24 protein-coding genes and 1 riboswitch are annotated in these 20,706 nt (G+C 37.3%); of the genes, 9 read left to right on the top strand and 15 right to left on the bottom strand.

All coding sequences use genetic code 11. The features are described from left to right. Window positions 1-42: 42 nt before the first annotated feature. Both RST01_RS14155 and RST01_RS14150 read left to right on the top strand, forming a co-directional pair. Entirely contained in the window at window positions 43-1,461 is a 1,419-nt protein-coding gene (locus RST01_RS14155) for an MDR family MFS transporter (protein WP_147197774.1), read from the top strand. A gap of 377 nt (window positions 1,462-1,838) precedes the next feature. Then, the gene (locus RST01_RS14150; protein WP_147197772.1) at window positions 1,839-2,330 is read left to right on the top strand and encodes a hypothetical protein; all 492 of its coding nucleotides are present in this window, start codon (window positions 1,839-1,841) and stop codon (window positions 2,328-2,330) included. A 55-nt stretch (window positions 2,331-2,385) separates the two neighbouring features. Here the strand turns inward: RST01_RS14150 and hlpB are convergent, their stop codons facing one another. The 8 genes from hlpB to RST01_RS14110 form a co-directional block, all read right to left on the bottom strand. Beyond that, window positions 2,386-2,667 carry an HNH nuclease-like protein HlpB gene (hlpB, locus tag RST01_RS14145; protein ID WP_147197769.1) on the bottom strand — a complete coding sequence of 94 codons (282 nt, stop codon included), beginning with the start codon at window positions 2,665-2,667 and terminating at the stop codon, window positions 2,386-2,388. 92 nt (window positions 2,668-2,759) lie between these two features. Continuing rightward, window positions 2,760-3,779, bottom strand: a complete 1,020-nt coding sequence (locus RST01_RS14140; protein WP_147197767.1) for a thiazole biosynthesis adenylyltransferase ThiF — start codon at window positions 3,777-3,779, stop codon at window positions 2,760-2,762. Further along, window positions 3,776-4,543 (bottom strand): thiazole synthase, encoded by a 768-nt coding sequence (locus RST01_RS14135; RefSeq protein WP_147197765.1) that lies wholly within the window; start codon window positions 4,541-4,543, stop codon window positions 3,776-3,778. Before RST01_RS14135 ends, RST01_RS14140 begins: the two co-directional genes overlap by 4 nt. A 1-nt stretch (window position 4,544) precedes the next feature. Then, window positions 4,545-4,748: a sulfur carrier protein ThiS gene (gene thiS, locus RST01_RS14130; protein ID WP_147197763.1), complete on the bottom strand. Its 204-nt coding sequence runs from the start codon at window positions 4,746-4,748 to the stop codon at window positions 4,545-4,547. 32 nt (window positions 4,749-4,780) lie between these two features. Next, window positions 4,781-5,404 carry a thiazole tautomerase TenI gene (gene tenI, locus RST01_RS14125; protein ID WP_147197761.1) on the bottom strand — a complete coding sequence of 208 codons (624 nt, stop codon included), beginning with the start codon at window positions 5,402-5,404 and terminating at the stop codon, window positions 4,781-4,783. Then, entirely contained in the window at window positions 5,404-6,093 is a 690-nt protein-coding gene (gene tenA / locus RST01_RS14120; RefSeq protein WP_147197759.1) for a thiaminase II, read from the bottom strand. The genes tenI and tenA overlap by 1 nt, the downstream gene beginning before the upstream one ends. A 102-nt stretch (window positions 6,094-6,195) precedes the next feature. Continuing rightward, window positions 6,196-6,303, bottom strand: a riboswitch (TPP riboswitch). A 164-nt stretch (window positions 6,304-6,467) separates the two neighbouring features. Further along, on the bottom strand, window positions 6,468-6,698 hold the full coding sequence (locus RST01_RS14115) for a hypothetical protein (RefSeq protein ID WP_147197758.1): 231 nt from the start codon (window positions 6,696-6,698) through the stop codon (window positions 6,468-6,470). 122 nt (window positions 6,699-6,820) lie between these two features. Continuing rightward, entirely contained in the window at window positions 6,821-7,789 is a 969-nt protein-coding gene (locus RST01_RS14110; RefSeq protein ID WP_147197756.1) for a tRNA dihydrouridine synthase, read from the bottom strand. Between the two features lie 285 nt (window positions 7,790-8,074). Here RST01_RS14110 and RST01_RS14105 point away from each other — a divergent pair, with 285 nt between their 5' ends. After that, window positions 8,075-9,034 carry a polysaccharide deacetylase family protein gene (locus RST01_RS14105; RefSeq protein WP_147197754.1) on the top strand — a complete coding sequence of 320 codons (960 nt, stop codon included), beginning with the start codon at window positions 8,075-8,077 and terminating at the stop codon, window positions 9,032-9,034. Between the two features lie 195 nt (window positions 9,035-9,229). Next, window positions 9,230-9,931, top strand: coding sequence for a metallophosphoesterase family protein (locus RST01_RS14100; RefSeq protein WP_147197752.1), 702 nt, complete (start codon window positions 9,230-9,232; stop codon window positions 9,929-9,931). Between the two features lie 5 nt (window positions 9,932-9,936). Here RST01_RS14100 and RST01_RS14095 read toward each other — a convergent pair whose 3' ends face one another. From RST01_RS14095 to RST01_RS14085, 3 genes are all read right to left on the bottom strand, one after another. Further along, window positions 9,937-10,620, bottom strand: coding sequence for a DUF554 domain-containing protein (locus tag RST01_RS14095; protein WP_147197750.1), 684 nt, complete (start codon window positions 10,618-10,620; stop codon window positions 9,937-9,939). Between the two features lie 60 nt (window positions 10,621-10,680). After that, window positions 10,681-11,496: a MerR family transcriptional regulator gene (locus RST01_RS14090; protein WP_147197743.1), complete on the bottom strand. Its 816-nt coding sequence runs from the start codon at window positions 11,494-11,496 to the stop codon at window positions 10,681-10,683. A 75-nt stretch (window positions 11,497-11,571) separates the two neighbouring features. After that, window positions 11,572-12,189, bottom strand: coding sequence for a TetR/AcrR family transcriptional regulator (locus tag RST01_RS14085; protein WP_280524636.1), 618 nt, complete (start codon window positions 12,187-12,189; stop codon window positions 11,572-11,574). Window positions 12,190-12,352: 163 nt separating this feature from the next. On the opposite strand from RST01_RS14085, the gene RST01_RS14080 reads away from it, so the two are divergent. Next, window positions 12,353-13,540, top strand: a complete 1,188-nt coding sequence (locus RST01_RS14080) for an ABC transporter permease (RefSeq protein WP_147197739.1) — start codon at window positions 12,353-12,355, stop codon at window positions 13,538-13,540. 160 nt (window positions 13,541-13,700) lie between these two features. On the opposite strand, the gene RST01_RS14075 is transcribed toward RST01_RS14080, so the two are convergent. Next, on the bottom strand, window positions 13,701-14,381 hold the full coding sequence (locus tag RST01_RS14075; protein ID WP_147197737.1) for a TetR/AcrR family transcriptional regulator: 681 nt from the start codon (window positions 14,379-14,381) through the stop codon (window positions 13,701-13,703). 140 nt (window positions 14,382-14,521) lie between these two features. Between RST01_RS14075 and RST01_RS14070 the strand changes: the two genes are divergently transcribed. After that, a complete protein-coding gene (locus tag RST01_RS14070; protein WP_147197735.1) occupies window positions 14,522-15,874 on the top strand; it encodes an MATE family efflux transporter in 1,353 nt (450 codons plus the stop codon). A gap of 271 nt (window positions 15,875-16,145) precedes the next feature. Here the strand turns inward: RST01_RS14070 and RST01_RS14065 are convergent, their stop codons facing one another. Then, the gene (locus RST01_RS14065; protein WP_147197733.1) at window positions 16,146-16,682 is read right to left on the bottom strand and encodes a DUF3267 domain-containing protein; all 537 of its coding nucleotides are present in this window, start codon (window positions 16,680-16,682) and stop codon (window positions 16,146-16,148) included. Window positions 16,683-17,108: 426 nt separating this feature from the next. Between RST01_RS14065 and RST01_RS14060 the strand changes: the two genes are divergently transcribed. Together RST01_RS14060 and RST01_RS14055 are read left to right on the top strand one after the other, a co-directional pair. After that, window positions 17,109-17,852, top strand: a complete 744-nt coding sequence (locus RST01_RS14060; RefSeq protein WP_147197731.1) for an SDR family NAD(P)-dependent oxidoreductase — start codon at window positions 17,109-17,111, stop codon at window positions 17,850-17,852. 57 nt (window positions 17,853-17,909) lie between these two features. Next, window positions 17,910-18,488: a TetR/AcrR family transcriptional regulator gene (locus tag RST01_RS14055; protein ID WP_147197729.1), complete on the top strand. Its 579-nt coding sequence runs from the start codon at window positions 17,910-17,912 to the stop codon at window positions 18,486-18,488. 76 nt (window positions 18,489-18,564) lie between these two features. Here the strand turns inward: RST01_RS14055 and RST01_RS14050 are convergent, their stop codons facing one another. Together RST01_RS14050 and RST01_RS14045 are read right to left on the bottom strand one after the other, a co-directional pair. Then, window positions 18,565-18,945 (bottom strand): VOC family protein, encoded by a 381-nt coding sequence (locus RST01_RS14050; RefSeq protein ID WP_147197728.1) that lies wholly within the window; start codon window positions 18,943-18,945, stop codon window positions 18,565-18,567. Between the two features lie 235 nt (window positions 18,946-19,180). Beyond that, on the bottom strand, window positions 19,181-19,663 hold the full coding sequence (locus tag RST01_RS14045) for an NUDIX domain-containing protein (RefSeq protein WP_147197726.1): 483 nt from the start codon (window positions 19,661-19,663) through the stop codon (window positions 19,181-19,183). 393 nt (window positions 19,664-20,056) lie between these two features. Here RST01_RS14045 and RST01_RS14040 point away from each other — a divergent pair, with 393 nt between their 5' ends. Next, on the top strand, window positions 20,057-20,695 hold the full coding sequence (locus RST01_RS14040; protein ID WP_147197724.1) for a GntR family transcriptional regulator: 639 nt from the start codon (window positions 20,057-20,059) through the stop codon (window positions 20,693-20,695). Window positions 20,696-20,706: the final 11 nt, after the last annotated feature.

The following is a 20,706-nucleotide window of genomic DNA, read 5'->3' as shown; positions in this document are numbered from 1 at the left end:
AGACCGGTCTAATTATTTTTTTATGAAAGAAAGGAGTATTTTATGTCTTCATCTCAAGTTGTGCCAGTACGTAGCCCTAAAGCTATGGCTTCTGTACTAATGTTTGCCGCATTTATCGGACTCTTTAGTGAGACCGCCTTGAATATGGCATTAACTAATATTATGTCAGATTTTAGTGTGTCACCAGCGACTGCCCAGTGGCTTACGACGGGCTATCTATTAACAATTGGTATTCTCGTACCTGTTTCATCCCTACTCATTCAATGGTTTACAACAAAACAATTAGTAGTCGGTTCATTAACCTTCTCTATTGTAGGAACCATTTTAGCTGCAGTAGCACCTAGTTTTACAGTTTTACTAATTGGTCGTATCGTGCAAGCTCTTGGAACAGGCATTATTTTACCATTAATGATGAATGTTATTTTACTTATTTTCCCTATCTATAAACGTGGAGCTGTGATGGGATTAATGGGACTTGTCATTACAACAGCACCTGCTGTTGGCCCTGTTTTAGCTGGTCTTATTGTTGATTCGTTGGATTGGGCTTATATCTTCTGGATAAGTCTTATCTTTTATGTAGCTTTAATTATTATCGGGCTTAAACAGATTGATAATGTATCCAAGATTACAAAACCTTCTATTGATTTGCTTTCTATCCTGTTATCCACACTTGGATTTGGCGGTTTGATGTATAGTTTAAGTAATATTGCGGAAAAATCATTTAACTCCGTTTCGGTATATGCACCATTTATTGTAGGTGCCGTGTCCATTATATTATTTAGTATCCGTCAAATGAAAATGAAGCAGCCAATGATTAATTTGAGAGTGTTTAAATTCCCGATGTTTACATTAGGAGCGTTGTTATTATTCAGTGGTATGCTTCTCATATTATCATCAGCCATTTTATTACCAATGTATCTAAAAGGATCTTTATTATTTAGTGCGACAGTAGCTGGGATGATTCTTTTACCTGGTAGTGCACTGAACGCTTTTTGTTCTCCTTTTGTAGGAAAGCTATTTGATAAGTATGGTGCAAAGAAATTTTTGCCACTTGGGTATCTTTTAGCGTTTATTTCAAGCTTACTTTTTGTTTTTACAATCTCTGCAGATACACCAATTTGGCAAGTAATTTTGGCACATTCTATCTTTTTCATCGGTATTTCCATGATTATCATGCCTGCGCAAACAAATGGATTAAATCAATTACCTCGCAAATTATATGGTGATGGTGCCGCAGTCATGAGCACATTACAACAAATTGCTGGTGGTATCGGTACAGCGTTGGCAATTACATTATTGGTAAATGGCCAAACATTGCATATGGAGAAATTCCCGAACGCTACACCAGGTGAATTAATGGCAGAAGGAACAAAACATGCGTACATCTTTATCCTTGCCCTTACAATCATCGGGCTTATTTTATCACTTTTTGTGAAGCGAGAGCCTGTGGGAAAAGGGTAAGTAGTTTATACAAAGCAAATCTACTAAACGTTTTTAAAATGAAATCTTGGAAATATTTCAAACAGCGGCAAGCACTATTAATCTAGTGTTTGTCGCTGTTTTTATTAGAAAATAACGATCTGAGACACATTGAGCAATTATTATAAGAAGACTTTTTTACTTGCGGTGTTTTCGTCTGCTTTGCTTGAAACAGACAAAGGAAAAAGAAAAGATAATTTAAATCACCGTAAAAACACTATTAACACTGCTATAAGAGGTATATTAATGGACTAAATCATAATAGTATAACTTGTTTAACAAATAGCTCTAGCACCATACATTTTACATCCATAATTGGAATGTTATGCTAATTATATACTTGTTTAAGGGGTGATTATATGGAATACAGTGTAGAAAACTATTTAGAGATGATTCGTTCCAATTTGTCTAAAAAGACAAATGAATTGGTGGAGAAAATAGGCAGTTTAATAGAGATGAATTTTGCGGAAGAGGTAAACGCAATATTTATAGAAAGTAGTATAGGTGAACCTACTCTCTACTTCAGTTTATCTACTCGAGAAGATATGTTTGATGAGGTTTTTGAAGAAGAGGTAGATGAAGGTTTCGCGGGTTCAGTCGATTTACTTGATGAATTTTTAGTAGATGAATGGTTGGAGGAAGAGTGGTCAGATACATTAGAAGAGTTCTATGAAAAAGAGGGTGTGGAAGAAGCCTGTATTGCAGAAATCGGTCGTTGGGTTTATCAATGCTTCAACCAAGCGAACGGTAAAGAAATTGGCATTCCTTCATATTTTGAAATCCATGATGCAGGAAATGCACTTGATTTGCTTACTGGTGAATGGTTTGATCCAGAAGATGTGGAGCTTTGATACCACATCAAGTCATAACAAAAGCATGCTGTTCTACTCAAAACAGCATGCTCCTCTATTTTCTCCGGTTCACCTTTTTATTCCTCACCATCTTGCTAGAGGGCTGCTTTCGAATCCATTTGATGAAACGTCTTATCGCTGGATCTGCACGTAATTCTGATAATGTGGATAATCGAGCTGCAATTTCGCTATTTGTATAAAGGGCATGTATTTGTTTGTGACATGGTATGCAGAGTTTGGCAGTATCACCAAAAGTACCGCCCATCTCTTTCGGAAGTAAATGATGGATGGTCACTTCCACTCCATCTCGCCCACATAGCTCACATATTGCCACCATTCTATCGCCCTTTTCTAAAGAATTTCCCTGTTACAGTTTTGATTAGTATAACTGTTGATTAGACATCTATACCCCACAAGCATACTCCTTAGCTATCCTAAATAACGATAATAAAATGATTTAGCTTCCTCAATATTCTTCGTGCCATGTATCAATGCCCGTCCGTCTTTAAATAGGACGAGACGAAAATCGCCCATTTTAAACGAAACAAGATATGGATTTCGTACGACTGAGTCCGCTTGCTTAGATAGTAGGTTTGCTACGTTTTCTAAGTCTACTGTGATTCTATGAGACGGTCGAATTTGAACCGTATCGCGTCCACACAACACTGCTACTTTTGATTGACTTTGATGTTCTAGGTAAGGATAAGTTGGATGATCGCCACAGGATGGACAACTCTGTTTCTTTAACTGATCGACCATGATAGAAGTATGTTGATTCTTCCATAAATCAAAGGATATAAGCTGATTCCTTAAAGAACAATCATCCTCAACCAAAATCTTTAGCGCTTCAGTGATTTGATAAGCCACTACCATTTGGACAGCGGGACTGATTATGCCTGCCGTATCACACGTTAATCCACCAATTGGCACTGTCTCCAGCAAACAATTTAAACAAGGCGTTTTCCCCGGGATAATGGAATAGCTTAATCCATAGCTTCCGACACAAGCACCATAAATCCATGGAATGTTATATTTTTGTGCTACATCATTTAGAATCATGCGTGTGTCAAAATTATCTGTGGCATCCATTATGAGATCCACATCCCTTATAAGTTGCTCTGCTTCAGTCGCTGAAACATCTTGAACAAGACCATGGATTTCTACTTCACTATTTAACTGTGATAATCGTTTATGCGCTGCAATAGCTTTAGGTACGCGTTGCTTGGCATCTTCCTCATCGTATAATTGTTGCCTTTGAAGATTACTCCACTCTACGTAATCTCGATCAACTATAGTCAGCTTACCAACCCCCATACGTACGAGACTTTCTGCACTTCCCGTTCCGAGTGCCCCTGCACCAATTACAAGTACATGCTTTTGCCTAATTTTCTCTTGGCCTTCTTTACCGATAGGCACAAATAATTCTTGCCTTGAATAACGCTCACTCACCCGATGCTCATTCCTTCGGTTGGACTGCTAGCCGTTGCATAGTTTTTTTTCGCTATTCTACCTGCTTCATAGCCTAAGCGTCCTGCTTCAATGGCAAGCTTCATTGCTTTCGCCATTTTCACGGGATTACCAGCACCTGAAACAGCAGTATTCAAGAGGACTCCATCCGCTCCTGCTTCCATAGCAATAGCCGCATCAGATGGCGCACCAATACCTGCATCTACAATAACGGGTACAGTTGCCTGCTCAATAATAAAACTTAAATTAAGCGGGTTGATAATGCCTTGACCAGAGCCTATTGGAGAAGCGCCAGGCATGATTGCATGGACGCCTAATTCTTGCAATCTTTTAGCTAGCAATACATCATCTGAGATATAAGGAAGGACAATAAATCCTTCTTTCAATAATTCTTCAGATGCCTTATATGTTTCGAACGGGTCAGGCAACAGGGTTTTTTGGCAACCGATGACTTCGACTTTAATCATGTCACATAAGCCAGATGCCTTTGCCAGCTTGGCGATGCGAACCGCTTCTGCAGCCGTAGTGGCCCCTGCTGTATTGGGTAATAGTTTATACTTCGCTAAATCTATTTTCTCCAGGAAATTCGGCTGGCTCGCCTCAAAAATATTCATTCTTCTAACGGCAAACGTAAGGATGTCCGTTCCTGATACTTCCACGGCTTCTTTCTGAATATCAAAGTTTGGGTACTTTCCTGTTCCTAATAAAAGTCTTGATTGAAATTCATATGGCCCAATTTTCAACATTTCATCCACCTCCAACAAAGTGTACAATCTCTATTTTGTCGCCATCTGATACCGCTGTGTCGAAATAGCGACTTTTGTCTAAAATGTTATGATTTAATTCCATAATGAAAACCTTAGATTCTAATCCAAAGTGATGAATCACATCTGACACAACTCTTATTTGCTCGGGAATTTCTAGAGATTCACCATTTATTTGGAGTCTCATCCGCTCACTTCCTTTTACGTGTGCTAATCAATTTATTTTGATAAAGGACTTTCCGTTAACCTCAATTTTGCAGAATACTTTTTCGCTGCCTGTACAGGATCGTTTGCCAGCAATACTCCTGACAAGACCGCAATCCCTTGTGCTCCTGCTTCCAACACTCGTTCTACATTCTCAAATTGAATTCCGCCAATCGCAATCACTGGAACTTTTACGTTCATAGTTAATTCCTTTAATTTTTCTAGGCCTCGTGGTTCTTTGTCCGGCTTGGAATGTGAAGGGAAGATATGGCCATATATCACATAATCTGCGCCACATTCACTCGCATATATCGCTTCTTCTACTGTGTGAACGGAACATCCTAGCCGTAGAGCTGGAAAAACATCCTTCACAACCGCGATATCCAAACTATGATTAGCTAGTTGAACGCCCTTCACCTTTGTGACCGCTCCGACGTCCAGTCGATCGTTGATGATGATTTTATCCAAAGGCACACCTTCTGCCTTCAGTTGATTTACGATTTCCATTAGTTCTCTGGCAGTTCTCTGCTTTTCACGGATATGGAAAGCATCAATGAATGGATGAATATCTTTGGCGATCCGAATCATTTCAGGAATAGGCTGTCTGCCTGTCGAAACAATATGCAGCTCTCGATTCATTAGCCTCTCACCATCGAATCCTTATTCACGATTGGCCAATCTTCATGCTGATAAGCCATCTCCCAAAATGAATATTCATATTGGCTGCTGATCATAAAATGCTCGAGCATTTGCAAGCGATCTGATTCTGTAACCCTCTCAGCAATCTCATCGATTCGCTCGATTTGCTCCACCACTTTTTCATGGAACCAATCGCCACCGTATGCAGCAATCCACTCTTGATAGATTGGTTGATTTGGCGTATTTCCCTTTAAACGCTGACCGATTTCATCATAAAGCCAATAGCATGGAAGAAGCGCTGCAATAATATCACCAATATGACCAGTAAATGCCGCTCGATATAGATGAGATGTGTACGCATAGGCAGTGGGAGCAGGCTTAAACTCAGCAATTTCAGCATCAGTAATGCCTAATTGCTTTGAAAAATTAGCATGCAGACTCAATTCTGCTTCAGCTGTACCCTGTACATGAATAGCCATGCGAGCCGTTGTGTGCAAATCAGGTGCCTTTGCTCCCGCCAATGCCTGCACCCTGGCAAAATGAGAAAGATAATAAGAATCCTGCAACACGTAATAGCGGAAGCGTTCTAATGGCAAGCTGCCATCAGCTATCCCTGTCACAAATGGATGCTGAAAACTTGCTTCCCAAATAGAATCGGCCTCTAGTCGTAACTGCTCTGAAAATTTCATCATAATCCCTCCAAAATAGTGTTAGGAAAATGGAATAAAAAATCCCACTTTCCTTTACGCAAAGAAAGTGGGTATTAGAAATTATATGTATCAAAAAATAAAATTTCTGCCGTGCCACTTCCCTACGTTGGTATAAACCAAATCAGGTTCCAAGAGTCTCAAAGTCACACTTTGATCTCAGCCATTCTAATGGCACCCCTAGTGGTAAATCATATGAAGTTTTAGTAACATTCGATATTATCTTAACATTATTGAATGGATTGTCAAGGACAGATATGGTGAAATTTAGTAACATCCCTTTCCTTAGGATTGATTGCTGTTGGGCACCTAGTCTAGTAAGGAAGTTTTCAAAAACATTCGTTTTATCATAGTTCTTATAAGTCTTTTACTCTTTCAATAAATGGCTTTCCATCAATTAAACCATGTAGGAATAACTCTTCTGCTGAATGAAATGCTTGGGTAAAAGAATCTTTCGAACGTGTAAGAAGAAAACTCTTTTCTTCAGGTACCCTACTAATCCACCATTCTTCATTCTTATAATCAAATGATAATTCTTGTCCCTCTTCAATGGCTTCTTTAAATTCTTTCCATACATTTTCATCCATATGTAACACCCCTTATTCCTAATATAGTATAGATTCTCTAGGCAACGTTAATAACTAAAAAAGATTATCTCAATCACGGGCTGAGATAATCTTTTTCCTTTTTTAGGTTTGGCTATTGCTTTCTAATCAACATTCTTTACTTCAAAACCATCAATCAGCGCACGCACTTCATCCGTAGATTTCGTGTGCATCAATTGATTTCGCAATTCGCCAGCACCAGGAAATCCTTTGACATAGATCTTGAAGAAACGATGAAGTCCCGAAATGGAACGTGGCACTAGTTCTTGATATTGATCGTGCAAATCTAGCTGATATCTTAAAAGATCTAGAAGCTCCTGGCTGCTATGCTCTCTTGGTTTTTTTTCAAACGCAAACGGATTTTTAAAGATACCGCGACCAATCATGATGCCGTCTATTCCATATTGTTCAGCAAGCTCAAGACCTTTTTGTCGGTCAGGAATGTCTCCATTGATGGTAAGCATTGTGTCAGGTGCAATACGGTCACGTAATTCCTTGATTGCCGGAATCATCTCCCAATGGGCATCTACTTTACTCATTTCTTTTCTTGTTCGCAAATGAATCGAAAGGTTGGCAATATCCTGCTTCAATATATGCGTTAGCCAGTCCTCCCACTCATTTAGATCTGAGTAGCCTAGCCTTGTTTTAACACTAACAGGCAGTCCTCCTGCTTTTGCTGCTTGGATGATTTCTGCAGCTGCATCTGGTCGAAGAATAAGACCGCTACCCTTTCCTCTAGACGCTACGTTTGGAACAGGGCAGCCCATATTAATATCGATGCCTTTGTACCCCATCTCCGCCATTCCGATACTCATTTCACGGAAATACTCGGGCTTGTCTCCCCAGATATGTGCCACCATTGGCTGTTCGTCTTCCGTAAAAGTCAAACGTCCACGCACACTGTTCTTTCCTTCTGGGTGGCAATAACTATCCGTGTTTGTAAACTCGGTGAAAAATACATCCGGACGTCCTGCTTTGCTCACCACATGGCGAAATACAACATCAGTCACATCCTCCATGGGAGCCAGCACAAAGAATGGTCGTGGCAAGTCACGCCAAAAGTTTTCTTTCATATTCATACAAATCCTTTCATCTATATCCTGTATATCCTATTTACATTGTTTATGAATTTAACACATTCTATTTCTAGAGTATAACCTAGCTTTTCTATTTTATCTTTAATCCATTTTTTCTTAAACTCTTTTTTAAAAGAAACCACCAAATACAAACATTTTGTTTTCCTCAAAACTTTTCATAGTGCTGGTAAGTCATATTAATAAAGGTAAATGCATAATAGCGCAAAAATCAGGTTCAATCCAGCATACAAAACACACTAAGAAAGAGAGGTTGCTCGAAAGATGAAACGACAAGGAAAAAAGAGAGCGAAAGGGAAAGTCAGCATAGGCTTAGGAGTTATACTCGCAGCAATCCTGCTGGGCGTTTATTTGATTGGCCCTATTGGATCCTCAGCAGATAATGATAATCCTGCGGTTAAAAAAAAGCAGGCCGCAACACCACAAGAAAAGAAAAGCCAGAAATCGCCGACTGCCTCTTCAAATGTAACCGGACAAGCCGGAAAGAAGAATTCGGATAAAAACCGGAAAATAACGCAAAAAGAAAGGAAAAAGGAAACCGCACATGAGGAAGTTGTACATAAAAAAGCAATCAATCATCTAAAAAAAGAACACAGGAGGAAAACCGTTTATCTGACTTTTGATGACGGCCCTACTCTTGAATCCGGCCATTTACTTGATATACTTGACCGCTATCATGCTAAAGCAACTTTCTTCATGATTGGCTCTAATATTAAGGCCCATCCTAAAGTAATTAAAAGAATGGTGAATGAAGGGTTTGGGGTCGGGTTGCACAGTATGTCACACGATGCCAATAAACTATACAGCGCAGCAGCCAGTGCACCGCTAAACGAAATGTTGAAAGCTCAAGAAATCCTACAAAATGTTGCGCCAGTACATTCTCAACTCATCCGTTTGCCATATGGAAGCATCCCGTATCTAACAATCGATATGCGACTTTTATTAGGGGAACAACACTTTAAAATTTGGGACTGGACTGTGGATTCGGAAGATTGGTCATTGAAAGACCAGCGCTACGTCCAAAAAACAATCCGCGATATCCAATCATGGGACAAATTGGGCCAGGCCCCAATTGTTCTGATGCATGATAAACCAGAGACCATCCGCCATTTGCCAAAACTATTAACCTATCTGAATAACAATGGCTATCACACAAAAACCCTAGCCAACAACATGGCGCCATATACCTTTCAATGCAGTAATCGTTGCAGCTCATTTAAATAATCCAGTAGAATAGTGAATAAAGTAGACGTCCATCATATTGGGCGTCTACTTTATTCGTTAAAAATTAGCAGGATTATAAAGCTATTTCATTTTAGAACCTTATTGATTGAATTTTTACAAAACTAGTATAAAAGTAAAAATAGATTTGTTACTATTAAAACAAACCATTTTAACAGTTAAAAGGAGATGTGTGTTTTGAAAAGAATCCTAGCTATAAGCGATATACATGGGGATTTAGAAAAATTCGAGCGACTCTTAGAGCTTGTACAATATGACAAAAACCTAGATCAATTGCTGTTATTAGGTGATTATGTAGATCGAGGCCCTCATTCGAGAGCCGTTTTGGATAAAGTGATTCAGTTAAAAAGTGAGGGAGCTATTGCTTTAATTGGCAATCATGAAATGATGATGATGGATGCTTTTGATGGTAATCCGATGCATTTGAAAAGATGGCTTTATAACGGTGGCATAAAAACCCTTCAAAACTATGGATATACCATTGAAAAAGACGATGCAGAGTATTGGTATACAACTACTGAAATGCCTGAGCCTATTAAATTAAACGATGACATCCGCAAACACATTGAAATATTAAAAGAATTTCAATACTACTATGAAACAGACACCCATATTTTTGTTCATGCAGGCGTTCACCCTGAAACACCAATAGAGTCAACAGAGCCTTATACATTAGTGTGGATTCGCGAAGAATTCCACAAAGGATATAATGGCGATAAAACTGTTGTATTTGGACATACACCAACCAATTATTTGCACGAAAGCAACGATGTTTATTTTGGAGATAATCGCATTATTGGCATTGATGGTGGCTGTGCATATGGTGGAAGGTTGAATTGTCTAGACGTTTTAAATTCGAAAGTTTACTACGTTGATTAATCTTATTATAAATGGAAAAAATGGATAATTAAAAATAGAAATGGTGGAATCAGTAGTGATGGCAACAGATTTAACGTATTAAATTTCTTAATGCCCAAAATGCTTAAACCAGAAGCCAATATCAAGAAACCACCTACAATTGTTACTTCATTTAGAAGACTATTATTAATGGTGCTCTCCATTAACAACGCGATTAAATAAATAGATCCTTGCCATAGAAATAAAACTATCCCTGCAAAAGCGATCCCTATTCCAAATGTAGAGGCTAAAACAATCGACGTGATTCCATCCAGCATTCCATTCGCAAGCAGGTATGTATAATTGCCCTTTAATGCAGCCTCTATAGGGCCGATAATAGACAATGTACCAATACAAAATAATAAGATGGCAGTTGATAACCCTTCAGCTAAATTACCCTTAGAATATTTATTTACTAAAGCATTGAATTTCCCTTCCAAATCAAGTCTTTGGCCGAGCAATCCCCCAATCGCTAAACTAACAATAAAAAGCACGGGGTATTGGCTGGAAGGCAAATGTTGCACGATGGCATTGATGCCTAACCCCATGGCAACTAACCCCATTGCCTGCATCAGAATCGTATGATATTCATCCTTGATTCCCTTCTTAAAGACACTTCCCACAATACTTCCGATGATAATCATGAGTGTATTAAAGATTGTACCGTACATATTCCTTCTCCTTATCTCTATGTTCTTACTAAAAATATAAACCCTCCTGTAAGGGAAGGGTCAATACTTTATTGGAATTTGAATTTCTGTCAGGTAGTCCTCTTTACTTCCCGAAATAAAATGGTCAATGATAGTTCTTTCTATGGCATCCCCTATAATATGAAAACGCTGGTCTTGTATGTAATTCAACAGGTTGTTGTAGTAATGGGGAGAATCGCTGTGATTCCCCCTGTAATAGATGCATGCATACTGCCCTTCAGGGAGAGTGGTCTCTAATGAATTTTGCTTATCTTCTTCCCGGAGAATAAATATGGAGTTATATACATCGAATTTGTTATTTTTAATATGATCGAGGCTCACTGTGAGCCCTACGCCACCGATAAATATAGAAGAATTCATATTGGCTATGTTCTCTAATTGGCGTAAGGATACTTCTAACTCTGGTTCCGACTGAATCTTCTCCATTAACCTTACGACTCTTCTCTCTTTTATATGCTTTATCGAGACAACTTCCAATTCCCTTAATTCTCTTGCAGAATAGATCTCTTTTATTCGTGTTTCAAATCTACGGTTTATCCGTTCTAACTCTTTTATTTTCATTTCCGTTAGTTGTTTCTGTTTCTGCAGCAATTCTAGAAATCCATCAATGTCTCGATGCTCCAAATGTCTACTGATTTCCTTTAAGGAAAACCCTAACTGCTTTAAATACTGAATGGTGTTGAGTTGCTCAAATTGTTCCGTTGAATAGTATCTGTACCCGTTTTGTGAATCAGTTTGTATCGGTTTCAATAGCCCAATTTCATCATAGTATCTTAAGGTTTTGATGGTCGTATTATGAAGTTTTGCCATTTCACCTATTGAGAATTTATTCTTCATCTCCATCTTCCTTCCAGTTGCCGTATTCCTTGTGCAGCATACAATGATCAGATCGATTGAGGAATTTGGCAGCCATTATTTTTTCAAGCCTGCGACAAAGAAAGGCCCGTTAACTGTAATGGTGGAAAGTATACGAGCCATTTCCTGCGGTGATTCCTTTCTACCACTTTCTAACCATTCTTGAATCACTCCGATATGAGCAGATGCAATGTACGAAGCAAAATATTGTGCTGGAACCATTAAATTTTCCTCTTTAATGAATGCATTTTGTTTGTCCTCAAAAATTGTTTTCCACATAAATTCTTTGATCTTTGTTTGAAAAGATAGATCGCCTTTCGAACTTAGTGCTGCCTTCATAAAGCCACTATTTTCGTTGAGATATTCAAAAACATAGACAAAAATGTTTAATCTTGTTTGGGGACTAGTGTTATTTCCAAGTTCGTTAATAACGTCTGGAAAGTTTTGTTTCGCAATACTAGATATTTCCTGCATGATCTCTTTCTGGCATCTTTCCATTAAATCAAACTTGTCCTGATAATGAGCATAAAAAGTGCCTCTATTAATTTTTGCTTTAGTCGTAATATCTTTAACAGTTATTGCTTCAAAGCCTTTTTCCTCCATTAACTCTACTAACGCATTTCGAATGGCCTCTTTTGTACGAATCACACGCAAATCCATATTATTTTGCAAAATCATACCCCCTTCATTTTATCCAACACATCTATCCTAAATGTCCTCTAACCAACACATTGCTGATTATTGATTATTGTTTAAAGTTTCATCTCGACATATTATATAAACGATAAACAACACGTTGTTGGTTATTTTAACTTAATACAAGGAGGTTTACAATAATATGCTTAAAAACAAACTATTGCTTTTGTCACCGATTATTTCGCTGGCAGTCGTATTTATTTTTTCATTAACTCTATTTCCTACAGTCCAACCCCAACCCCAAAATTTACCGATTGCAATCGTAAACGAAGACCAAGGATTGGAATTTCCTAATAAACCAAAAATAAATATGGGAAAAACGATCATTGATAAGGTTCAACAATCTAAAAGTAAAAAAGAAGACACACCAATTAAATGGGTAGTTGTGAAAAATAAAAAGGCAGTTCAAAAAGGATTGGATCATCAAAAGTATTATGCTGCATTAGTTATTCCGCAAGATTTCAGTACAAAACAAGCATCATTGCAAACGCCAAAACCAACCTCACCTGAGCTGCAAATATATATCAACCAGGGAATGAATATGGCAGCATCCACTGCGGCAGGTCAAATACTGAACGGTGTGGTCGACAACATTAACAATAACGTTCGCAGTCAATTACTTAAAGGGTATGAATCAAATAATAAAACGTTAACAGCTGAGCAGGTTTCGAATATATTAACACCTATTAGCAAAAAGGTAATAAACGTGAATGAAGTGAAAGAAAACAGCGCGAACGGCAACGCACCTGTTTCGCTTTTCCAACCATTATGGATTGCAAGCATAGCAACAGCCGCAATCATCTTCTTGTCCACCAGCAAAATGAGATTTGTTAAGCGGAAAGAATATCTAATATCTAGGGTTTCACAAATTTTAATCGGTGCGATTGCCGCATGTATAATTGGATTCGGCCTTACATGGTTAGTAGATGGAATGGTAGGGATCCATATTCCGAACTTTATAGATACAGCTTTATTTTTAACCATAACTGCCTTTAGTTTCTTCTTAATGATATCTGCTGTACTATCCTTAGTTGGCTTTAAGGGGATCGCCGTCTTTGCCTTATTACTATTTTTCGGTGCACCTTTACTAGCAATGGCACCTGAAATGATGCCGGCATTTTACCAAGATTGGATTTATCCGTGGCTACCAATGCGGTTTATGGTAGAAGGGGTTCGAAAATTGCTATTCTTTGGAGAGGGTCTCACTTGGAATTTTGATCTTTCTATTCTTGTTTGGATTGGAGTTGTGAGCATGTTAATCATACTCGGAACTTCTTTAAAACATAGGAAAGTACAAGAAGAAATCATTGAAGTGAAAGCTGAAGCCTAACAAATTTTACAGGAAAAGAAAAGCTGAATGCCGATTTCGATTAGCATTGAGCTTTTTTGTTGGTCTCTTTTAAATCTAATTTTACAAATGCAGTACTTCATACTGTGAAGGGACTACATTATTAAATATTTTGGTTAGTCGCTTGAAAAAAGTAGTTTGACTACTTCACTTGCTCCTCTATCACCCGTTCTACACCATATAGAATGAGCTTTAAGCCAAAATCAAATGCCTCATCTGTCCCCATCAGCTCAAACAAGCCATTCGTGAACATTCTTCGAAACAGTCCTGCATCGCTGTCGCTCATTGAATTAAGAAGATTAATCATCTGCTCTCCCGGAAGCTCACTCTGTTCCTTCAGCATAACGGAAATATTGCGCTCATGTTGATAATCATCTAGCACGAAGTAAAAAACAAAGTTCACAAGCGTAGTGACTACCTGCATTTTTTGCTCTTGCTTAAGCGGAGTAGATTCCACGCAAAGTAGCATACGGTTCGTAAATCGAATGATGTCTGGCTCGTGAGGCAGTGTCATCATCATGAGCTGCGTAGAACAAGGATATCGGCTCAGCACACTTCGCACAGTTACCGCAAGCTCTGTTAGCTGCTCCTTCCAATCCCCTTCTGAATGGAACTCTTCTAAAATGATTTTGGATATCTGATTCGCTAAACGCTGGTAGAGATTCTGTTTGCTCTTGAAGTACCAGTATAGAGAAGGGGCCTGTATTCCTAAGCGATCGGCCAATCGTCTCATGCTGAATTTTTCAATGCCATTTTCCCCAAGAAGCTCCCATGAAGTTTCTAAAATTTTATCTTCTGAAATTTGAGGCTGCTGTTTTTTCATCATCATCCACCCTTTTATCTAACAGTGTAAGTTTTTTCTTTACAGATTATTAAACCCATGATAACATCTAACACTGTAAGGCTCAACCTTACACCGTTAGATTAAGATATCAAAATACTTATAGAAAGCAGTGATCCACTATGGATAAAGATAATATCTATTATTTCGAAGAAGCACCAGTCGCAAAAGCTGTAGCTCATTTTGCGGTGCCGATGATGCTTGGCACTTCGATGAGTGTGATCTATTCCATCTTAAATGCCTACTTTCTAGGTACACTTCACGATACGGCCATGTTGACGGCACTCGCATTAACTTTGCCATTATTTGCATTCATTATGGCGCTAGGCAACTTAATTGGCATGGGTAGCGGCACATTCATCTCCCGCTTACTTGGAGAGAAAAAATATGACTCTGTAAAGCATGTATCATCTTTCGCTTTTTACAGCAGTTTAGTCCTCGGACTTGTTGTAATCATGGCGGGTCTCCCGTTCATTAATTCTATTGTGCACGGCCTTGGGGCAACATCTGAATCATTCAAATTCACTAAGGACTATGTCACGATCATGATTCTTGGTTCACCCTTTGTCATTTTATTCTTCACGTTAGAAAATATCGTGCGCTCAGAGGGTGCAGCTATCACCTCGATGATCGGTATGATTCTCAGTGTTGTTTTAAATATCATTCTCGATGTGTTCGTCATCTTCGTGTTGCACTGGGGTGTAATCGGCGTCGCTTCTGCTACTGTCATTTCAAATATAGTTGCGAGTGCATTTTACGCTTTGCATCTGAGTAATAAAAGCCAATTTTTAACTATCTCCGTAAAATGGTTTAAAGCGAACAAAGAGATTCTGAGTAATGTATTAAAAATTGGGGTCCCCGTCTTTATAATGAGTATCTTTTTAGGTGCCATGTCACTCATCCTGAACCATTTTCTTGTTGAATATGGCGACCAGGCAGTAGCGGCTTATGGTATATCATCGCGCTTATTACAATTTCCAGAGTTTATTCTGATGGGGTTATGCGAGGGTGTTGTACCGTTGATTGCTTTCTCTTTTACAGCGAATAAATTACGCATGAAGCAAACGATTGGTTTTACTATTAAAACAATTGTTGCGTTAGCAGTCCTGTTCGGCATTGTTGTCTATTTGATTTCCGATCACTTAGTTGGCCTATTTACAAATGACCCGCAATTAATTGATATGGGCAGCTATATTTTGCATGTGACATTTTTATCCTTGTTCATTACAGGCATTACGACCTTGTTTACGGGGATTTTCCAAGCAACAGCTCAAGGTACAGCTGCTTTCATCATGTCTATAATTCAAGGAATTACACTGATTCCAGTATTATTTATCGCAAATAAAACAAACGGCTTCCATGGGGTAATCTGGTCATTAGTTATTGCAGAAGCCGTCGCATTCCTTGTTGGCGCTATTATGCTATATGTTTTACGAAATAAGCTGCAACCAGAGATTGATAGCTTGGTACAGTAAAAACATATATATACTTGTAAAGGCAGAGTAAGAGTAACCTCCAACCCTGCCTTTTTAGAGTTTCAAACTACTTTCAACAATCCAATTTAGCATTCTTTAATAGATACTCTTTATGAGTCTCTGTCATTCTATTAATCCAAATTCTTTATCCTTTATTATACTTGCTAGCTTTTTTCTTTCTTCCCACGCCAAGTTATATAATTCCTCGTTAATCGTACCATTCTGAAGGGCTTCTTCTTAGCATCTTCACCCTCCTGCTAGAGTTATGTATTTAATTCTTTTCCACGCGGTAATAGCCTCTATAAAATATAGAGTTCTTTGGCTTAATGGCAATTAAAAAGGAATTAATAATATCAGCGGCAGAAATCAATAAATTGATCCAGCTGATAATTAATAAAGTTGATTTGATATTCCCGGATGCAAGGAATGAGAATAAAGCAGGCACTACTGATAATACAATCAAGGGGAAACTCATAAAAATCCAAAATCTAGTTTTAGATAAAATGGCATCTGTATGTAGCCAGAAAAATACACCCCGAAATGTTAAGCTTATATTACCTTTTTTGTTTATGACGATGATGTGGAGCAATTCATGAGGGATCAAGATTAATATACCTAATAAGAAAAGAGTGAATATATTAAGAGAACCGAAACCTATATAAAAAAAGTTAGGCATCAGCAGAATAATGATTTGGAGTAAATAAACAAACTTCATAAAGTGTTCTCGAAACCAATTATTTTTTATAAAAGGATTCCACTCTGCTAAATCTATATTTAATCTTGGCAAGTGGCGAAACCATAGTATCATAAACGTCCATTCCCCCCTTCATTTCCATAGATAAATTTCATAAACCAACCTACTATAATAATTCTTCAAAAATACCTTTACTCCTTCTAAAAAAGAACAAACTAACCGAGTCTTAGAAAATAGCTTTTCTCCTTCGTTCATCTAATCATAAATAAAACTCATTTACATGTTGTAAACAAAACAAAGAAAGCATTCTATTTAGCAAACGCTAACTATTATGCATTCTTGTAATAATGTTTCAATCGACAACTATTTTATATAATAAACAGTTGTTTATATTTACCATTTACTTTTTGTACTTGATACACTAAAATGTATCTCATAAATCAAAACTAATTTACAATATGTAAATTAGTTTTGAAAGGAAAGTATTAAGCTTTAGCTTTATTACAATCCAAAAAATTATCAATAAAGAGGGTATGGACAATGAGATTACAAGGAAAAGTAGCGATTATTACAGGGGCAGCAAATGGTATGGGTGCAGCAGAAGCTCGTTTATTTGCGAAGGAAGGCGCAAAAGTAGTAGCGACTGACTTAAATGAAGAAAAATTAAATGAAGTAGTGGCTGATGTGAAAGCAGCTGGTGGAGAAATCAATGGTATTAAACAAAATGTAGCATCTGAAGAAGAATGGAAAGCCGTTGTAGCTAAAACAGTTGAGCTATACGGTAAAGTAGACGTACTTGTTAATAATGCAGGCGTTGCGATGAGCAAAAACTTCGCAACTATGGAAATGGACGAGTGGAACTGGGTAATGGACATTAACTTAAACGGTTGTGTATTGGGCATGAAATATGCTATTCCTGAAATGCAAAAAGTTGGTGGCGGTTCTGTCATTAACATCTCTTCTATCGGAGGCATTGTAGGGATGGCAGGCTCAAGCCCATACACAGCAGCAAAAGGTGCATTACGCTCTTTATCAAAATCCGCTGCTGTTGAATACGGTAAAGACAAAATCCGTGTAAACTCTGTACATCCAGGAATTATTGTTACACCAATGACTGCTCCATCAATGGAAGATGCAATGCCATATTATAAAATGCATACACAATTACCTTACTTTGGTAATCCAGAAGATGTGGCACATGGGGTAGTATTCTTAGCGAGTGACGAATCACGCTTTATGACAGGTGCAGAGCTTGTGATTGATGGTGGTTGGACTGCTCTTTAATGTATAGGTGGTTAGTCCAAATTAAATCGTGATACAATTGTATTGGGTGATAAATAAATGAAACGTATAGATCCAAGACAATTGAAATCAAAAGAAAAATTGCATGAAGCGTATTTAACATTGCAATTAAAAGGACAAGGCCAGTTTACGATTCAGCAACTGTGTGATACAGCTGAAGTAACTAGGCCTACCTTTTATAAATTATACAAAGACATCCAAGAACTTCGCTTTGATATCCATGAAAGTGTTTTGGCTGAATTAAAAAAAGCATTAACAATTAAAAATCCGAGGCGTTTATCTGAGATTCCTAAGAAAGAAATTCCCGAAAACCTAATGCTGTTGTTTCAACATATTCAAGCGAAGCATATTGCATATGAGACATTCTTTGTTTATCAACCCGATGCGATTTTTATCAATGGCGTAAAAGAAATTATGAAGCAATATATAACAGAGGGTATTTATTACGCGCTACAGGATAAAAAGCTGCGTGTAAAGATAGACTTAATTATCTCTTATGTAACCGGAGCTTATGTTGAAAGCATCGTCTTTTGGATCAAAGAAAATTATGAAACAAGCCCAGAAGAAATGGCGAACAGTTTAATTGAAATTTCTATATATGGTCCTTATATTGACTAACACTCTATAGAAGGTTAAACAAAGAGCTAGTACCAAAGAGTTATCCAACATACTCTTCGTACTAGCTCTTTTATTTTTATCTTTTTTCCATTACAGCAAAGTAATTATTTTCACTATCTGCGAAATTAAATACTCTACCTGATGGCATATTTACGATTTCTCCGACTGTCACATGTTTGTTTGATAAATCGCTATATAGTCCTTCGAAGTTGTTTGAAAAGAACATCAAAGAAGGTGTTCCAAGGTTTAACTCAGGCGACATTTTCGCAATAAGCTCCTTGTTATGGAGGATAATACTTGTTTCAGCTTCCTTGTTTGGAGCAATCTCAATCCATTTCATACCTTGTCCATTATCTTCCTCCGAAATCACACTAAACCCTACTTTTTCTGTCCAAAACTCCTTTGCCTTGTCTTGGTCGTCTACATACAACATGATTTGACCTACATTGTTAATCATGAATAACACCCCTTTTGTTCGTTTGTTATGCGTTAAACTAGAAGTCTTTGAATTCTACCATTTCCTGAGTATCTCTTCAATAAAGTTATGAATTTTCTAAAATATATTGAATGATTTTATCATCCTTCAAATGAATTGGCGAAATCACTCAAAATTTCTATCCAACAATAGACCCGTTTGTTCAGCCATAACGCGAGCTGAGTAACTAATTAATTTCTCTTATCTCGCTCTGAGTCTACTTATAATTTCTTACACGCAATAACTTAGAGGGAGTATTTTTCACAAAATGCTTTTCAATAAAAGTAAGTACTTCATCGTTTCCTGGTAAGGTGACCTGTTCAAGTGCTTCATTAAAACTTAGCCATTTATACTCACTATGTTCATAGTTTAAGTTTACTTTCTGGTCGTCATTCACATACCCTACAAACACCGGTGCCATATAAATATAGTTTTCATAAGGTGAGTAAAATTGATCCAATTTATTTGAAGTATATAATAAAACCTCTGTGATCCCAGTCTCCTCTTCAATTTCCCTAAAAGCAGATTGCCAAGCACTCTCGCCTTCTTCAATACTCCCGCCAATATAACACCATGCATCTTTCAAAATAGAAGTCGCTCGTTTTAGCAAAAGCACTTTATATTCCTCACCAAACTTCTTCAATAAAACCACTGCAATCCCCTTACAGTGTACAGGTATTTCAATATTTCTTTTACTCATTCCAACACCCCTCACTGAATTTTATTGCTCTCCTTAACACAACCTCAAACAGCTTATATTCTTTTCATTAGATATATCAATTCTATAACCAAATGCTATTAAGGTGAACTTCTATAGCTTATAAACACATGACGATAGATTTAAAATACTATAAATGAGAATTTATAGTGAATTCATACGATTATTTACAGTCCCTCATTAATTAATGAAATTAACCAAAAAAATAGTCTTAAAACATTTTTATTGTATCGAATGAAATTTTATATTAAAGTATTACACATAGATTATCGATAATCTATAATTTATAATCCATAATCAATAACACTCTTAGTTAGCTACTCTATACATTAAACTATGTTAAAATATAAGGATTAAATTTATTGGAGTGGTTTGATGGGGTTCAATGAAAATCCAATTTCAAAAAAAACAATTTCAGAACAAATAGCTGAACAATTATTATTCCGCATATTTTCAGGCTATTATGACCAAGGTCAGCGATTGATAGAAGCAGAAATAGCAAAAGAGCTGCAAGTAAGTCATGCGCCTGTCCGAGAGGCTCTTTATCTTTTGCAAAAAGATGGTGTGGTTGAAAAAGTACAACATAAAGGAGTAAGAGTAAAGACTATTTCAGATCAGGAATTGAAGGATTATTTGGAAGCCCTTTATTCCCTTTTGAATTTTGCTCTTACCAGTTGTAAACCGAAATGGAATTCCGATTTGCAAAATGAATTAATGCTTCGTTTTGAATCGATGAAGCAAAAAAAGTCAGCTGAGAATATTTATGAATATGTTGTTTCATTTGCTCACTTGTTAGAAGTGTTTTTTGAGGTTTCAGGAAATATTGCGATGCTGCGGTTCTTTAAAGAAACTATATTTGTTACAAATGTAGCAGCTCAAACAAAATGGAAAATGAATCTACTTGAATCCTATCATGAATCCATTTATACCTTTATTAAGTGTATAGAATTGTCGGATTTCGAAAAGGCCCGAATGGCTATTAAAGATGTTATATTATGGCACCATTTTAATTAATTTATGGGGGT

It is taken from the genome of Rummeliibacillus stabekisii (assembly GCF_007988965.1).
Classification (GTDB): domain Bacteria; phylum Bacillota; class Bacilli; order Bacillales_A; family Planococcaceae; genus Rummeliibacillus; species Rummeliibacillus stabekisii.
Note: the sequence above shows the minus strand (reverse complement) of the source record. Positions and strands in the feature narration are given on the sequence as shown.

Bases quoted from the DNA above. Each gene is read 5' to 3' on its own strand.
- RST01_RS14110 (WP_147197756.1), bottom strand. From the start codon at position 7,789: ATGAAAGAAAACTTTTGGCGTGACTTGCCACGACCATTCTTTGTGCTG.
- RST01_RS14115 (WP_147197758.1), bottom strand. From the start codon at position 6,698: ATGGATGAAAATGTATGGAAAGAATTTAAAGAAGCCATTGAAGAGGGA.
- RST01_RS14060 (WP_147197731.1), top strand. From the start codon at position 17,109: ATGAGATTACAAGGAAAAGTAGCGATTATTACAGGGGCAGCAAATGGT.
- RST01_RS14050 (WP_147197728.1), bottom strand. From the start codon at position 18,945: ATGATTAACAATGTAGGTCAAATCATGTTGTATGTAGACGACCAAGAC.
- RST01_RS14095 (WP_147197750.1), bottom strand. From the start codon at position 10,620: ATGTACGGTACAATCTTTAATACACTCATGATTATCATCGGAAGTATT.
- RST01_RS14155 (WP_147197774.1), top strand. From the start codon at position 43: ATGTCTTCATCTCAAGTTGTGCCAGTACGTAGCCCTAAAGCTATGGCT.
- thiS (WP_147197763.1), bottom strand. From the start codon at position 4,748: ATGAGACTCCAAATAAATGGTGAATCTCTAGAAATTCCCGAGCAAATA.
- RST01_RS14040 (WP_147197724.1), top strand. From the start codon at position 20,057: ATGGGGTTCAATGAAAATCCAATTTCAAAAAAAACAATTTCAGAACAA.
- RST01_RS14075 (WP_147197737.1), bottom strand. From the start codon at position 14,381: ATGAAAAAACAGCAGCCTCAAATTTCAGAAGATAAAATTTTAGAAACT.
- RST01_RS14045 (WP_147197726.1), bottom strand. From the start codon at position 19,663: ATGAGTAAAAGAAATATTGAAATACCTGTACACTGTAAGGGGATTGCA.
- RST01_RS14135 (WP_147197765.1), bottom strand. From the start codon at position 4,543: ATGTTGAAAATTGGGCCATATGAATTTCAATCAAGACTTTTATTAGGA.
- RST01_RS14090 (WP_147197743.1), bottom strand. From the start codon at position 11,496: ATGAAGAATAAATTCTCAATAGGTGAAATGGCAAAACTTCATAATACG.
- RST01_RS14055 (WP_147197729.1), top strand. From the start codon at position 17,910: ATGAAACGTATAGATCCAAGACAATTGAAATCAAAAGAAAAATTGCAT.
- RST01_RS14070 (WP_147197735.1), top strand. From the start codon at position 14,522: ATGGATAAAGATAATATCTATTATTTCGAAGAAGCACCAGTCGCAAAA.
- RST01_RS14065 (WP_147197733.1), bottom strand. From the start codon at position 16,682: ATGATACTATGGTTTCGCCACTTGCCAAGATTAAATATAGATTTAGCA.
- tenA (WP_147197759.1), bottom strand. From the start codon at position 6,093: ATGAAATTTTCAGAGCAGTTACGACTAGAGGCCGATTCTATTTGGGAA.
- hlpB (WP_147197769.1), bottom strand. From the start codon at position 2,667: ATGGTGGCAATATGTGAGCTATGTGGGCGAGATGGAGTGGAAGTGACC.
- tenI (WP_147197761.1), bottom strand. From the start codon at position 5,404: ATGAATCGAGAGCTGCATATTGTTTCGACAGGCAGACAGCCTATTCCT.
- RST01_RS14150 (WP_147197772.1), top strand. From the start codon at position 1,839: ATGGAATACAGTGTAGAAAACTATTTAGAGATGATTCGTTCCAATTTG.
- RST01_RS14080 (WP_147197739.1), top strand. From the start codon at position 12,353: ATGCTTAAAAACAAACTATTGCTTTTGTCACCGATTATTTCGCTGGCA.
- RST01_RS14105 (WP_147197754.1), top strand. From the start codon at position 8,075: ATGAAACGACAAGGAAAAAAGAGAGCGAAAGGGAAAGTCAGCATAGGC.